The following is a 14,041-nucleotide window of genomic DNA, read 5'->3' on the forward strand; positions in this document are numbered from 1 at the left end:
ACTGCGTGAGCCCCCTGCGCAGGCGCTGCCGAGCTTTGGGCCGGTCACACCAATCATCCGGCCCCCGGCCCCTGCACACCGTCGGTCGTCCGATGGGCTCAAGCGGTGGGCACCACTGCCACCGGGCAGGGGGCGTGGTGCAGCAGGGCATGGTTCACCGAGCCGAGCTGAAGGCCGGGATGATCGTGCCTGCGCGCGCCCAGCACGAGGAGGTCGGCGCCGGCGGCTGCCCGCAGCAGACTGGCGGCAGCCCTGCCCTGCACGGCACGGCGCCGCACCCGCAGACCGCCGGTGGCCGTCCCGGGAAGCGGCACGGCACCCAGCAGGGTCTGGGCGCGGTCTGCCGCCGCGCCGGCGTCCATCACCACCGACATTCCCGACAGGTCCACCTCGGGGAGCCAGGCATGTACGAGTTCCAGCTCGGCGCGCCCAGCCACCGCTTCGTCGACCGCGAACTCGGCCGCTGCTGCCATAGCGTGGGCGCCCACCCCAAGGACCACCCGGCTGGGCCCGGTCTCGGCGGTCGGCGCGCGTTCGTCGCGAACCACCACGACGGGGTACGCGGCTCGAGCGGCCACGTGCAGGCTCACCGAGCCGAGCAGCAGCCCGGGGAATCCGCCGCGGCCACGGGTCCCCATCACCAGCAGCGGGGAGTAGCGCTGCAAACCCAGCAGAGCGGACACATCCTCGCCGGCGAGCAGTTCGGTATCCACCGCTATGCCGGGGCTGCGCTCGACAGCCCGCTCACCAGCAGAGTCCAGGATCTCCTGGATGGCCTTGCGCTCGGGCACGAGTTCGGCGTCGTCCTCGGTTTCCTGCTCGAAGCGCTCCCATACGCACGCGTGCACCAGCCTCAGCGGCACGCCCCGACGGTTGGCGTCGTCCACCGCCCAGTCCACGGCGCGCACACTCTCCGGCGAGCCGTCCACCGCCGCCACCACGCACGCGATGCTCATGATCTCCTCCACACCTCAAGCCGATCCCGGCCCTGCGCGCAACGACCGCACGGTCCGGTAGACGGGTGCGGAACGCACCTTTTGCCAGTCCACACGGGGTGTGCCGAACACGATAGGGCCGGTCGGTCCCGCTGTGCGGCCCGAGCGGCTCCGGCGGGCTCCGCACGTTCAGAACGTTCCTTCGCGTGGGCTGCGATCACGGCAGCCGGGACGCTCGACTCCACTGCCCTGAGACCGGCGGCCTGCCTCCTGCCCCGGAAGATCCGGGGCAGGGGGCTGCTCCCGGATCGCATCCGCGCCGCAGTGCCCCATCCCGGCGGAGTGGCACACGATCCGGTCTTGCGCGGTGCGTCCACACCAGGGCCAGGATCCGGTGCCGTCCCGGCCTCGCCCCCGTAAGCATCTCGCGGAGATCCGAGGGTCCGGCGAGTGCTGAGCCCTGCGCCCAGGCGGGCCGATCGGCCCCGTCCGGGGACGTGCGGCCCCTGTCCCGGGCGGGCCGGCGGCATGACGCTGCAGGACATCACGTTCTTCGCATCCCTGTGTTGGAGGCAACCCGTGTCTACCGCTATCGCCGTCGGGCTGGACGGTTCCGCTGCCAGCATGGCCAGCGCTCACTGGGCAGCGCGTGAAGCGTTACGAAAAGATCTGCCCGTACGGCTGGTCCATGTGTGGAACTGGCAACCACGTCGTGCGGAGGCACCGGCGGAGCGGGGCGCCAGACGCCGACGGGCTCAGCAGATCACCCGGGAGGCAGCGGTCCGGCTTCGAGGGGCGTATCCGTCGCTGAAGGTCGTCACCGACCAGATGGGTGGCCAACCCGGCGCGGTGCTGCCGGTCGTGGCGGAAGAAGCGGAACTCCTTGTGCTGGGGTCGCACAAAGTCCCTGGCCTGGCGGGCTTCCGGATCGGGTCGGCCGCGTTGGCCACGGCCGCTTGCGCCGAACGCCCGGTGATCGTCACCCGCGCCGGTCGGAGCAGGGAGATCGAACAGCCGGCGGCCGCCCCCGGAACCGGGTCGAAGGCCGCCCGGGTCCGCGATGTGGTGCTCGGACTCGACCTCGCACGAGCGTGCGAGGACCTTCTCGAATTCGCCTTCGCGACCGCGCTCGCACGCGCCGCGACGCTGCACGTGATCAACGGCCGTGCAGCGTCATCGCGCCCCCAGCCGGGTGAGCGCGCTCCTGGCCTCGAGCCCAGCACGCCGGCACCGCCTCGGACCCGGAGCCAGGACCTCACCGAAATGCTGCGCCCGTGGAAAGAGAAGTTCCCGGAGGTCGCCGTGGTGGAAGAGGCCGTACCCGAAGGACCGGTGGAGGGGCTCCTGGAGGCCGCCCACGGTGCCTCGCTGCTGATTGTCGGGCGGCGCGCCAGCCGCCTACCGTCGGGCTGGCGCCTGGGTCCCACGGCGCTGGCCATGTTGCACCACTGCGCTGCCCCGGTCGCCGTGGTGCCGTACACGTAGCTGCGCGGGTCGGATGCGGTCGAGACCTGCTACGCCCGGTCCCGCCAGGAGGCGGGACCGGCAGAACAGCGTGGCTGCGCGGGCCTGGTAGCCCGCGCAGCCACGTGCTGCGCTCCGGGACGGGGTGCGGTCGTCCAGCAGGCAAGGGTCGTCGACGGCGCTTGGACATCACCGCAGCCCCCGGTAGCGGTGCGGGGCGTGGTGGCCACCCCCTGCGCCGACCGACTTGGTAGGACAGCGCGGCGCGGAACATCCCACCTGGGGCGGTTCCCGAACAGGCCAGGGTGTTCCCCCTCGCGGTCGGCGCTGCCCGGGATGGGGGGCGTGATCGGGTCGCTGGACCTGTCGCTCGGCTCCGCGTCCCAACGCTGCCGGGTCCCGAACCGACCGTGGGGGCAGATGAAGCACAAGGTGAGCTGGTGGGGGTCAGGCGGGGGAGCCGTAGTAGGCCTGGCGCATGAGCTGTTGCATGTCGGCGAGCATCGGCATGCGGGGGTTGGCGGGGGCGCACTGGTCCTCGTAGGCGTTCATCGCCTGCTGGGGCAGGGCGTCGAGGAACGCCGTCTCGTCCACGCCCGCGGCTTTGAAGGACGGCGGGATGCCGACGGCGTCGCGCAGCCGCTCGACGGCGGTCGCGAGGGACTCGACGCCCTGCTCCGGAGTGGAGGCCGGCAGGCCGAGGGTTTGGGCGATGGCCTGGTAGCGCTCCGGGGCGATGTAGTGGCGGTACTTGGGCCAGGAGGTGACCTTCGCCGGGGCGCCGCCGTTGTAGCGGATGGCGTGCGGCAGCAGCAGCGCGTTGGTGCGGCCGTGCGCGACGCCGAAGGTCCCGCCCAGGGTGTGCGCCATCGCGTGGACCACGCCGAGGAATGCCGACCCGAATGCCATGCCGGCGATGGTGCCGGCGTTGTGCATCTTCTCCCGGGCGACCAGGTCGTGGGCGCCGTCGGTGACGGCGCGCTGCAGGTGGTCGAAGATCAGCCGGATGCCCTGCAGGGCCAGTCCATCGGTGAAGTCGTTGGCGTAGACCGAGACGTACGCCTCGATGCAGTGGGTCAGGGCATCGAATCCGGTGTCGGCGGTGACGGCCGGCGGTAGGTGGGTGGTGAGCGCCGGGTCGCAGATCGCGATGCTGGGGGTGAGGGCGTAGTCCGCCAGCGGATACTTCTGGCCGGTGGTGGTGTCGGTGATCACGGCGAAGGGTGTCACTTCGCTACCGGTTCCGGAGGTGGTCGGGATGCACACCAGTTGGGCCTTCGCGCCGAGGTCGGGGAAGGTGAAGGCACGCTTGCGGATGTCGAAGAACTTCTCCTTCAGGTCCGCGAAGTCGATGTCGGGGTGCTCGTACATCAGCCACATCACCTTGGCCGCGTCCATCGGTGATCCGCCGCCGAGCGCGATGATGGTGTCCGGCTGGAAGCCGTGCATCAGCTCGGCTCCCCGGGTGACGGTGTCGATGCTGGGGTTGGGTTCGACGGAGTCGATGACGCGGATCTCACACGGCGTCGTGCGCTGGTCGAGGATGCTGCGGACCCGCTGGAGATGGCCGATGTCGACCATGGTCCGGTCGGTGACGATGACGACCTTGCGGGCCCCGCGCATGTCGGCCAGATACGTGAGGGAGTTGCGCTCGAAGAAGATCCGCGAAGGGACCTTGAACCACTGCAGATTGGTGTTGCGGCGCCCGATCCGCTTGAGGTTCAGCAGGTGGAAGGCGGTGACGTTTCCCGCCACCGAGTTGTGGCCGTAGCTTCCGCAGCCCAGGGTGAGCGAGGGCAGAAAGGCGTTGTAGACGTCGCCGATGCCGCCTTGGGAGCTGGGGGCGTTCCAGATGATCCGGCAGGCTTTGACCGCGTGCCCGAACTCCTCGGCGAAGGCGGCGTCCTCGGTGTGGACGGCGGCGCTGTGGCCCAGCCCGTGGAACTCCACCATCGCCGCGGCGAGCCGCACCCCTTCCGGCCGGTCCGCGGCCCGTAGTACAGCCAAGACCGGGCAGAGCTTCTCGCGGGTCAGCGGCTCCCCGTCGCCGACGCAGGAGACCGGTGCGAGGATGATGGAGGTGTCCTGCGGGATCGTGAAGCCGGCTGCCTGCGCGATGTCGGCCGCGGACCGGCCGACGGCCGCGGCGTTCAACGCTGCACCTGCGCAGTCCCGGTCGGGACTGGTCCCGACCCCGAAGACATACTGCTCCAGCGCCGCCTTCTCCTGCGGGCTCGCGACATGGGCCTTGAGCGCGCGAAACTCCTCCAGCGCCGCCTCGTACACCGTGTCGTCGAGGATCACGGCCTGTTCGGAAGCGCAGATCATGCCGTTGTCGAAGGACTTGGACAGCACGATGTCGTTCACCGCGCGCTTGAGGTCCGCGCTCCGGTCGACGTACGCGGGGACGTTTCCGGCTCCGACCCCCAGCGCCGGCTTGCCGCACGAGTAGGCGGCCTTCACCATCGCGTTGCCGCCGGTCGCCAGGATCGTCGCCACACCGGGGTGGTGCATCAGCGCCGCTGTCGCCCGCGCCGAGGGCTCCTCGATCCACTGCACACACTGCGCGTGGGCACCGGCTCTGACGGCAGCGTCGCGCACGATCCGGGCCGCGGCCGCGGAGCAGCGCTGTGCGGCGGGATGGAAGGCGAACACGATCGGGTTTCGCGTTTTCAGCGCCATCAGGGCCTTGAAGATGGTCGTCGAGGTCGGGTTGGTCACCGGGGTGATCCCAGCGATGACCCCGACAGGCTCGGCGATCTCGACGATGCCGGTGATCTCGTCGCGGCGCACCACGCCGACGGTCTTCATGGCGGCCATCGAGTGGGTGACGTTCTCGCAGGCGAAGACGTTCTTGACGGCCTTGTCCTCGAAGACCCCCCGGCCGGTCTCCTCAATGGCCAGTGCCGCCAGCGCCGTGTGCGCGGCCAGGGCCGCCAAGGACGCCTTCTTGACGATGAGATCGACCTGCTCCTGAGTGAAATCCGCATACGCCTCCAGCGCCTTGAGCGCTCCATCGACCAGATCGTTCACCGGAAGGTCGACCTCCCGGCCGGCGGCCGGGGACGGCATCGTGTGCGGGTGTGCGTCAACGGGCATGGCACCGGTGTTCGGCTTCGACGGGGTCATGGGACGGCTCCCTGGAGCAGAGGTGGCGAACAACCGCGCTGGCAGCGGTCTGGGACTTCACGGGCGCTCTCAGCCTGCACCGCACCGTCTCGTCGTGCAGGTGGCCATTCGGCCCTCGTCCCAGGGTTGAAGGTCACCCGAGGGGGACCGATGGGGCCGAAGGGCCCCTCGGGCTGAGCTGCTCACCACAAGGCGGCACGGCTGGCGGCCGGTCCGAGCCGGTGCCTGCGGGTGAATTGGGTCGCCGAGCCGCTTCACCGCACTGGGCAAGGACGGCAGCCGTCTGTCGCAACCGGGCGCAACGGGACCTTCGGCCGGTGCGCCAGGGCCGGTTCGGCCCATGGTCGGCGGAGTGCGCGTGCGGGAGTCTGGCCATGGGAGACGTACGGGTGAAAGCGGGCCGTATGGATGAGCGTGTGCTGGTGCGTGGAGGTCCGGGGGACGGCCGCCGCGGCACGAGGTCCCGACCGCTCCCAGCAGTAGCGCGCGAGCAGTCAGACCCGGCCGCACAGACCGGTGTCCCGTGCCGACCCAGAGCGCCAGGACCGTCTGCGGGGGTCGGGTGAACACGGGTGATCAGTGATCGGGTGGCGAAGATTGTCGGGCTCCTGCAGTCCGGGCAGGGCCTTGAGGTCGGTTCGGATGTCGCGGTGGCGGCCGCCGAGGCGCTGCAAGTGGACGGCCTGTCGGTGTCGTTGACGACCAAAGGCGATCAAAGCGAGCTGATCTGGTGCTCCGGCGATGCAGCACGGTCTTTCGAGGACACGCAGTACATCGTGGGGGAGGGACCGGGGCCGGACGCCGTTCGCACGGGGGCGATGGTGTGGGTTCCGGACCTGGGCAAGGTGCGTGTCGAGCGCTGGCCGGCGCTGAGTCTCGAGGTGTCGAACCTGCAGATTCGCGCGGTCTACTGCTTTCCGCTCACGACCGGGGCGATCCGCGTCGGGGTTCTGACGGCGGTGCGCCGCGCCCCAGGATGGATGAGCGCCCAGCAGGCCGAAGACGCCCTGGTGTTGGCTGCGGCCCTGACCCTGCGGTACTTGAAGGGTGAGCCGCCCGCAGCACCCGGACCGGCTGTCACCGAAGGGGCCGATACCAGTAGCGAACCCGCCCTCCAACCGGAGTACCTGCCGCAGATACAGAACGGCGTCGTCCACCAGGCGACCGGCATGATCAGCGTGCAGCTCCTCCTGCCTGTGTCGAAGGCCCTCCTCCTGTTGCGCGCGCATGCCTATGGCAGCGGGCGGCCCCTGAACGATGTAGCGCAGGACATCGTGGACCGCCGACTTCGTCTGACCCCCATCCACGCAGGCAGTCCGCCGACCGCGCCGCCCGCCGCAGACGAGGACTGACCGCCATGACTCAGGCAGGGCATCGACCGACCAAGATCGGATCATGGTCTCGGAAGCGCGGTTCTTCAGGTGCCTGAACGCCGCTGGCGACGAAGCCCTGCCGCAGATGGCCCGGGATGGGCTGGTCGGGCCCCCTGGACTGGGCCCGACCGGCCCATGCGGTCGACTCCTTTTCGAGCCAGGATTCAGCTGACAGGCCATGAAGGGAGGATCAGCTCTGACCTGCGCTTTCAGACAGCAGCCGGAGTAATCGACGAAGGGATCGATCATGAAGGCATTCGTTTTCCACGGCCTGGGGCAATCCGCATGGGCAGACGTTCCGGATCCGGGCATTGTGGACGCCACCGACGCCATCGTCCGCGTCGATGCTGTCACGATCTGTGGTACAGACCTGCATATCCTCAAGGGCGATGTCCGGGACGTTGCACCGGGCACAGTCCTGGGCCACGAGGCCGTCGGCGAGGTCGTCGAGGTCGGCAGCGGGGTGGGTACAGTGCGCCCCGGTGACAGGGTGCTGGTCTCCTGTATCTCCGCGTGCGGCCGCTGCCGCTTCTGCCGGGAGGGTGCGTACGGGCAGTGCCGTGGAGGAGGCGGCTGGATCCTCGGCCACACGATCGACGGCACGCAGGCCGAGTACGTGCGGGTGCCGTTCGCGGACCTGTCCCTGCACCCGCTGCCGACCGCTGTCAGCAGCCAGGACGCCGTGCTGCTGGCCGACATCTACCCCACGGCGTACGAGGTGGGGGTCCTGAACGGGCGCGTGGGTCCGGGCGACACCGTCGCCGTGATCGGCGCCGGCCCCATCGGGCTGGCCGCGATCGCCACCGCTCAGCTGTTCTCCCCAGGCCGGATCATCGCCGTCGACCTCGCTCCGGCACGGCTGGAGGCAGCCAAAGTCATGGGTGCCGACACGGTGGTCCATGCCTCGGACAACCCCGAGCAGCTGGTAGCCGACCTCACCGACGGGCTCGGGGCCGATGCGGTCATCGAAGCGGTGGGCGTGCCCGCGAGCTTCGAGATGTGCATGCGCATGGTGCGGCCGGGCGGCCGGGTGGCCAACGTCGGCGTGCACGGCCAGCCCGCGACCCTGCACCTGGAGGATCTGTGGAGCAGGAACGTGACGATCCGCACCGGGCTGGTCGACACGTACTCCACCCCCACCTTGCTGCGGATGATGACGGCCGGGAGACTGCCGGCGTCGTCCCTCGTGACGCACACCTTTGAACTCCACCAGATGGAGGAGGCGTATGAGGTCTTCTCCCGGGCCGGTCACACCGGTGCGCTGAAGGTTGTCCTGCGGGGGAAGTACCACGAGACAGCCGCCCTCAGCGTGGTGTGAAGGTTCGAGGGCAGGAGATGGGCGTAGCTGCGGCCGTCGTGTCGGAGCGGGCGCGGTGGCGGGTCACGTCAACGGCAAGGTGAACCATACGGTCTTGCCCTGGTCGGTGGGCCGGACCCCCCAGTCGGTGGCCAGGGCTTCGACCAGCAGGAGACCTCGCCCCGACTCGTCCCCCATTTCCGCGTGCCGGAGATAGGGGATGTGGGTGCTGCTGTCGGTGACTTCGACAGTCACCTCCAGTGCGGTGCGGTGCAATCGCAGGCCGAGGGCCCCGCGCGGGTGGCTGTGGCGGACCGCGTTGGTGAGCACCTCTGAGGTCAGCAGGCATGCCGACTCCGCCACCTGCGAACAGCCCCAACGGCTCAGCGTGGCCATGACGAATCGGCGGCCGGCGGAGACCGAGACCGGCTTGGCCGGGACGTTTGTCGAGGCCGCGGCGACCGGCGCCGCCGGGATGCGGGCCAAGAGCAGCGTCACGTCGTCGGCGTGTCCGTCGGCGTCCGGCCGGAGCGCTGCCAGGACCCGGTCCGAGACCTCTTCCAAATCCGCTCCGGACCGGAACGCGGAGGTGAGCTCCTCGGCGAGAAGATGCAGCTGCACGTCGATGTCCGAGCGCGGTGTTTCGACGAGGCCGTCGGTGTAGAGCACGAGCGTGGACCCGGCCGTGATGGGAATGCACGCCTGCTGGTAGGGGATGCCGCCGACCCCGAGCGGGACGCAGACAGGTGCGGGCAGATGCCCGGCGGAGCCGTCGGGATGCACCAGCAGGACCGGCAGATGACCGGCCGAGCAGATGGTCACCTCACCGGCGTCCGGATCCACCACCAGGTAGCAGCAGGTGACGAGTTGGTCGGGCAGGTCCGCCACGAACGCATCCAGGGCCTTCATCAGCTGCCGAGGCGCGATCCCGGTTTTGGCGAGCGCGCGGGCGGCGGAGCGCAGTTGTCCCATGACGGCGGCGGCCTCCAGGCCACGTCCCATGACATCACCGATGAGCACGCCCACCTGGCCGCCGCCGAGCGGTATGAGATCGAACCAGTCGCCGCCGACCCCAGCCCCCTGGGTCGCCGGGAAGTACCGGCTCGCCACCTGCATCTCGGGAAGGTCGGGAGGAGATCCCATCAGACTGTGCTGGAGTGTCAGCGCGATGTGGCGCTGCTGTCGATAGAGCTCGGTGAGCTCCTCCTGGGCCCGCTTGCGATCCGCGATGTCCCGGACGATCGAGCAGGCGCCGACGATGGCGCCGTCACGTCCCTTGATCGGCCACAGGGTGACGTCGACGTCGAGCAGGACTCCTGACTCGGTGACACGGAACATCTCGAAGTGCTCGACGCGCTCGCCCCGGCCGAGCCGTTCCAGGAGGCTGGTGATCTCGTCCTTGCACTCGGGTGGGGCGAGCATGGCGATGGACCGGCCGATCGCGTCCTCCGCGGCGTAACCGTAGAGACGCTGGGCCGCGGCGTTCCAGTAGGTGATCGTGCCGTCCAGGGTTTTGGCGAGGATCGCGTCCTGGGACGACTCGACGAGGACCGCGAGTTCGTTGATGCGTTCCTCGGCGGCCTTGCGCTCGCTGACGTCCCGGACGGCGGCCGATACCAGCAGCCCGTCCGACGTCTGGAGGGGGCTGAGGCTGATTTCCACAGGGAATTCCCGGCCGTCCTTGCGGCGTCCGTACAATTCGAGCCCGGCACCCATGGGGCGCACCTGTTGATTCGCGGCGTAGCGGTGACGGTGCGTGGGGTGATTGCCGTGGAATCGTTCGGGGACCAGGATCTCCACCGGGTGCCCGAGGAGCTCGCTGCGCGCGTAACCGAACATCGACTCCGTCTGGGCGTTCACCAGTCTGATCGTTCCGGAGTCCTCGATGATGACCATGGCGTCGGGGGCGGATTCCAGTAGCGCGCGGAACATGACTTCGGCCGGACTTCCGCCATGTACCGACGTCGGCATCCTGACCTCTTTCTCTTGCCCGCACAGGTTGTACAGGATTTAACGAACGATAGCCTTCTTGTTTCACGCCCATTTGAGACGACCGAACATGACCTTGGATGGCTGAATTTGTTCATTTGCCGTGGGGCGTGCTGTTCCGGTGGGCAGACACCTCAATCGGGTCAAGCGGGGGAGTCGAAGTACCCAGTTCGGATGTAGGCGACGAGCGTGTGCTGGGTCGTTCGGTCATGGCGATGTCCTCCTCGGGCAGAATGCGCGGCCCGGGCGGCGCACTTCGGTGCCGGCGAAGCGGCGGGTGGTCCGCAGGCCGAGATCGGCGACGACCTTCAGCATGAGGTGGTTCTCCGCGGGGGCGTCGGCGGTGAAGGACGTGATGCCGTCCTGCCGGGCCGCGTGCACCAGGTGTTCCAGCAGCAGGGTGCCCGCCCCGCAGTGGTGGAAGGCGTCGGCGACCGCGAGCGCGATCTCGGCGGAGGCGGCGTCGGCGCCGCTCTCGTACTCGGCGACCCCCACGACCTCGCCGTCGCAACGGGCGATCAGTGCGTGGTGGCCGCGCCGGGGGCCGGAGCAGGGCCGATCGGCGGCCTGCGGTCCTGACCGCCGGCTCACACCGAAGAAGCGCAGCCGCTGGTTCTCCGACGACATCCCCTCGTACCACCGCAGCACCGGGGTGCGTCCGGCGGGGCGGATCTCGACCGTCCGGCCGTCGCTGAGCGGTGCGTGGATCGTCGCGGCGCGGTGCGCGGTGGGCGTCATGACGGACCTTTCCCGCCCGAGGGGTTCGGAGTCCCACGATCCGGGCTGGCCAGGGGCGGTCCACAGGCGCTGAGCGGGCCTGGTCGGGCCGTTCAGCCCCTGTGTTCCCGCCCGCCAGGAACCGGGGCCGATCGTCCGTCACCAGGGCCGAACCGCCCCTGGTTCGTGCGGTGCTGCCAATGCGACGGTTCCTGCCAGGGGCGGCGTTTCGCGGTCACCGGATACCGATGAGGAGACACGCCATGCCGCAGATGATCGGGATGGACACCCAGCCTGTGACCGATCCGTGGCGAGGATTCTCGGGTCGTGGCTGGCAGCGGCGGATCGACGTGCGGGCCTGCATCCAGGACAACTACACGCCCTACGAGGGCGACGCCGCGTTCCTGGCCGGCCCGACGGAACGCACCCGCACGGTGTGGGAGACGGTGTCCGACCTGCGCGCCGAGGAGCGCCGAAAGGGCATTTTGGACGTTGATGCCGCCACCCCGTCCACGATTACCGCGCGGGCCCGGGTGGATCGACCAGGAGCGCGAGCTCATCGTGGGTCGGCGGACGGACGTCCCGCTCAAGCGCGCGATCGCCCCCAACGGCGTTCTGCGGAGAGCGGGCTGCGCGCCTACGGCTTCGAGCCCGACCCGTTCGTCTCCCGGGTCTTCGGCACCTCCCGCAAGACCCACAACCAGGGTGTCTTCGACGCTTCCATGGAGCACCCGGGAGGCGTATCCGGCGCGGACCGTCCGGGCCTCCGGCTCCGCGGTCACCTTCGTCCGGCGCACGCGCTGGTTCCCGGCCGAACCGACGACGAGGCGGCCGTCGACGGCCTGGCCGCCTTCGCCGCCGGGTGGGCACCGTCGAATGCGTCGACGTCCTGCCGTTCCACAAGCTCGGCACCGCCAAGTACGAGGCCCTGGGCATCCCGTTCCTGCTCCGCGCCGACTCGACACCGTCCTCCGAGGTGGCCGACCGGGTGCGGGGTCAGTTTCGGAGCCACGGCCTGCGCATGGTCGAGAGCCGTGCGGCAGGACGGCGAAGTCCCCTTTCACGAGACTCAAGGAGGAGAGATCATGACTGCTCAACGTGTGGTCGTCGGGGTTGACGGCTCCATCGTCTCCATGCGAGCGCTGGATGAGGCAGCGGCAGAGGCCGTACGGCAGGGAACGGACCTGGAGATCGTTTTCGCCGTCAGCGACATCGATGAGGCCGGACCAACCCTGAAGTCCGCTGCCGCGCGGGTGGGGCAGCGGCATCCGGACTTGTCGGTCAGGGCCATACCGGTGGTCGGCGACGCAGTCGAGGTCCTGGTGCGCCGAGGCCGCGACGCTGCTCTGACTGTCGTCGGGACCCGCGGGTTGCCAGGTTTCGCAGGCCTGCTGCTCGGATCGGTGAGCCTGCGGATGGCAGCACGCACGGTGAGCCCGCTGCTGGTCGTGCGGGGCGATCAGGTGTCACGCTCAGGCGGTATGGGCCCCGGGAGCGACGTGCTGCTGGGCATCGAGAGCGACGACGACACCGACGCGGCAGCCTACGCCTTCGCCGAGGCCGAACGCCGCGCATCACCGCTGCGAGTCGTGCATGCCTGGACCTACCGGCACCTGGCACCGGCCGGCCTTGAACCCCTCCCCACCCGGCGCGTGCAGGAGGACATCGACCGTCGTTCACGGAACGAGACCGCTGTGCCGCAACGCGCCGTGGCCGCGCTGCGGGATTGGTACCCGGGTGTTCCGGTACTGACCAGTGCGGTTCGCTCCGGCCCGGCACACGCACTGCTGCAGGCTACGTGCAACGCCGCTGTCATCGTGGTGGCCGCTCACCGACGCCCAGTCCGTCTGGGACCCCAACTGGGGCCCGTCACCACGGCTCTACTGCACCATGCGCACTGTCCTGTGGTTATCGTTCCCACGGGGCCAGACCGCGCATCGCGGGTTACTGCTTCGACAGCTCGATAGCGGTGGGGCCCTCCCGGCAAACTACGACCCTGCCGATCGGTGCGTGGACACGGCCCGTCGTCTTGGCATTGGCCTGTGCCGGATAGAACACAGGTTCCTCGGGGAACGGCGCCCGCTGGTCGAGGCGATGATCCTGGCCCGTACGGACGCCGAGCGCGAGACCGTCCTGGCAGCGCTGCTGCCGCTCCAGCGGGCCGGCTTCACCGGAATCCTGGTCGCCATGGACGGCCTGCCGGTCATCATTCGGCTGCTCGTCCCGCCGCTGCACGAGCTCCTGCCCGACCACACCGAACTCGCTGTCCGCATCGCCCGCATCGTATCGGCAGGTGACACCCCGGACGACCGGGACGTGCGGCTGCTGGCGGCTGTCGAGCGCACCCATGAGGAGAACCCGGCGCTGGGCCCGCGTGGCGTATGTCTGGGCCTGGTGGTGCCCGGGCTGGTCGCCATGCAGGTACGGGCCGTCGGTGAGGCGGTCGCCGAGCGCAAGCGTGCCGGAGGGGACCCGCAAGCGGAGATCACCGTCCCGCTCACCGCCATGGTGGAGGAGCTCCGCATTATCCGGGACGCGGTGGAACATGTCCTGGCCGCGGCGTCCGAAGAGACCGGTACGGATGTGCAGTGTCCCATCGGTACCATGGTCGAGTTGCCTCGCGCAGCGCTCACGGCCGGCCGGATCGCGGAGGCGGCGGAGTTCTTCTCCTTGGCACCAACGACCTGACCCAGACCACCTGGGGCTTCTCCCGCGACGACGTCGAGGCAGCCTTCTTCTCCACCTACCTCGACAGGGGAATCTTCCCGACCTCACCGTTCGAGACCCTCGACCGTGACGGGGTGGGCCGCCTGGTCAAGATCGCCGTGGTAGAGGGCCGCGCTGCTCGCCCCGGCCTGAGAGTGGGCGTCTGCGGCGACTCGGTCACCCAGCTGCACGCAAGGCTGCGGTTCCGGTTGGTGGTTCAGCAGGCCGCGGGCGTGCTGGCCAGCCGCGACCGGATTGCGGTCGCTGACGCCCAGGCCGTACTGGGCGCCCGGCCCCGCCGCCATCGCCCGCTGCTGGAGGTGGCCGCCCATGTCGTGGCACACCAGGCCCTGCCGGTCGCCGATCAGGGCCAGCACGAGCCCAGAGCCGCTACCGGGGATGCCGCCGCGTCCCCTGACCAGCCGCGCTGA

At 69.7% G+C, this 14,041-nt stretch carries 8 protein-coding genes and 2 pseudogenes; 6 read left to right on the forward strand and 4 right to left on the reverse strand.

All coding sequences use genetic code 11. The annotated features are described in order from the left end of the window. Nucleotides 1-98: 98 nt before the first annotated feature. Nucleotides 99-968, reverse strand: a complete 870-nt coding sequence (locus ABZ721_RS14625) for a universal stress protein (protein WP_358788976.1) — start codon at nt 966-968, stop codon at nt 99-101. A gap of 495 nt (nt 969-1,463) precedes the next feature. Between ABZ721_RS14625 and ABZ721_RS14630 the strand changes: the two genes are divergently transcribed. Next, on the forward strand, nt 1,464-2,420 hold the full coding sequence (locus tag ABZ721_RS14630) for a universal stress protein (RefSeq protein WP_358788977.1): 957 nt from the start codon (nt 1,464-1,466) through the stop codon (nt 2,418-2,420). A 426-nt stretch (nt 2,421-2,846) separates the two neighbouring features. On the opposite strand, the gene adhE is transcribed toward ABZ721_RS14630, so the two are convergent. Next, nucleotides 2,847-5,498, reverse strand: coding sequence for a bifunctional acetaldehyde-CoA/alcohol dehydrogenase (adhE, locus tag ABZ721_RS14635; protein WP_358788978.1), 2,652 nt, complete (start codon nt 5,496-5,498; stop codon nt 2,847-2,849). Nucleotides 5,499-6,115: 617 nt separating this feature from the next. On the opposite strand from adhE, the gene ABZ721_RS14640 reads away from it, so the two are divergent. Then, nucleotides 6,116-6,880 carry a GAF and ANTAR domain-containing protein gene (locus ABZ721_RS14640; RefSeq protein ID WP_358788979.1) on the forward strand — a complete coding sequence of 255 codons (765 nt, stop codon included), beginning with the start codon at nt 6,116-6,118 and terminating at the stop codon, nt 6,878-6,880. A gap of 268 nt (nt 6,881-7,148) precedes the next feature. Further along, on the forward strand, nt 7,149-8,219 hold the full coding sequence (locus tag ABZ721_RS14645) for a zinc-dependent alcohol dehydrogenase family protein (protein ID WP_358788980.1): 1,071 nt from the start codon (nt 7,149-7,151) through the stop codon (nt 8,217-8,219). Nucleotides 8,220-8,282: 63 nt separating this feature from the next. Here the strand turns inward: ABZ721_RS14645 and ABZ721_RS14650 are convergent, their stop codons facing one another. Both ABZ721_RS14650 and ABZ721_RS14655 read right to left on the reverse strand, forming a co-directional pair. Continuing rightward, entirely contained in the window at nt 8,283-10,130 is a 1,848-nt protein-coding gene (locus tag ABZ721_RS14650) for a PAS domain S-box protein (RefSeq protein WP_358788981.1), read from the reverse strand. Nucleotides 10,131-10,394: 264 nt separating this feature from the next. Then, nucleotides 10,395-10,925, reverse strand: a complete 531-nt coding sequence (locus tag ABZ721_RS14655; RefSeq protein ID WP_358788982.1) for a GNAT family N-acetyltransferase — start codon at nt 10,923-10,925, stop codon at nt 10,395-10,397. 260 nt (nt 10,926-11,185) lie between these two features. Here ABZ721_RS14655 and ABZ721_RS14660 point away from each other — a divergent pair. The 3 genes and pseudogenes from ABZ721_RS14660 to ABZ721_RS14670 all read left to right on the forward strand — a co-directional run. Further along, a pseudogene (locus tag ABZ721_RS14660) lies at nt 11,186-11,623 on the forward strand (pyruvate formate lyase family protein); the annotation flags it as partial. A gap of 366 nt (nt 11,624-11,989) precedes the next feature. After that, nucleotides 11,990-12,871 (forward strand): universal stress protein, encoded by an 882-nt coding sequence (locus ABZ721_RS14665; RefSeq protein WP_358789082.1) that lies wholly within the window; start codon nt 11,990-11,992, stop codon nt 12,869-12,871. A gap of 64 nt (nt 12,872-12,935) precedes the next feature. Continuing rightward, nucleotides 12,936-14,041 (forward strand): annotated as a pseudogene (locus ABZ721_RS14670) (putative PEP-binding protein); the annotation flags it as partial.

Origin of the sequence: Streptomyces sp. NPDC006733 (genome assembly GCF_040636125.1) — a bacterium.
In the GTDB taxonomy this organism is placed as follows: domain Bacteria; phylum Actinomycetota; class Actinomycetes; order Streptomycetales; family Streptomycetaceae; genus Actinacidiphila.

What these genes read in the sequence shown, in the direction of transcription:
- ABZ721_RS14630 (WP_358788977.1), top strand. Translation starts at nt 1,464, where the DNA reads ATGACGCTGCAGGACATCACGTTCTTCGCATCCCTGTGTTGGAGGCAA.
- adhE (WP_358788978.1), bottom strand. Translation starts at nt 5,498, where the DNA reads ATGCCCGTTGACGCACACCCGCACACGATGCCGTCCCCGGCCGCCGGC.
- ABZ721_RS14645 (WP_358788980.1), top strand. Translation starts at nt 7,149, where the DNA reads ATGAAGGCATTCGTTTTCCACGGCCTGGGGCAATCCGCATGGGCAGAC.
- ABZ721_RS14650 (WP_358788981.1), bottom strand. Translation starts at nt 10,130, where the DNA reads ATGTTCCGCGCGCTACTGGAATCCGCCCCCGACGCCATGGTCATCATC.
- ABZ721_RS14655 (WP_358788982.1), bottom strand. Translation starts at nt 10,925, where the DNA reads ATGACGCCCACCGCGCACCGCGCCGCGACGATCCACGCACCGCTCAGC.
- ABZ721_RS14665 (WP_358789082.1), top strand. Translation starts at nt 11,990, where the DNA reads ATGACTGCTCAACGTGTGGTCGTCGGGGTTGACGGCTCCATCGTCTCC.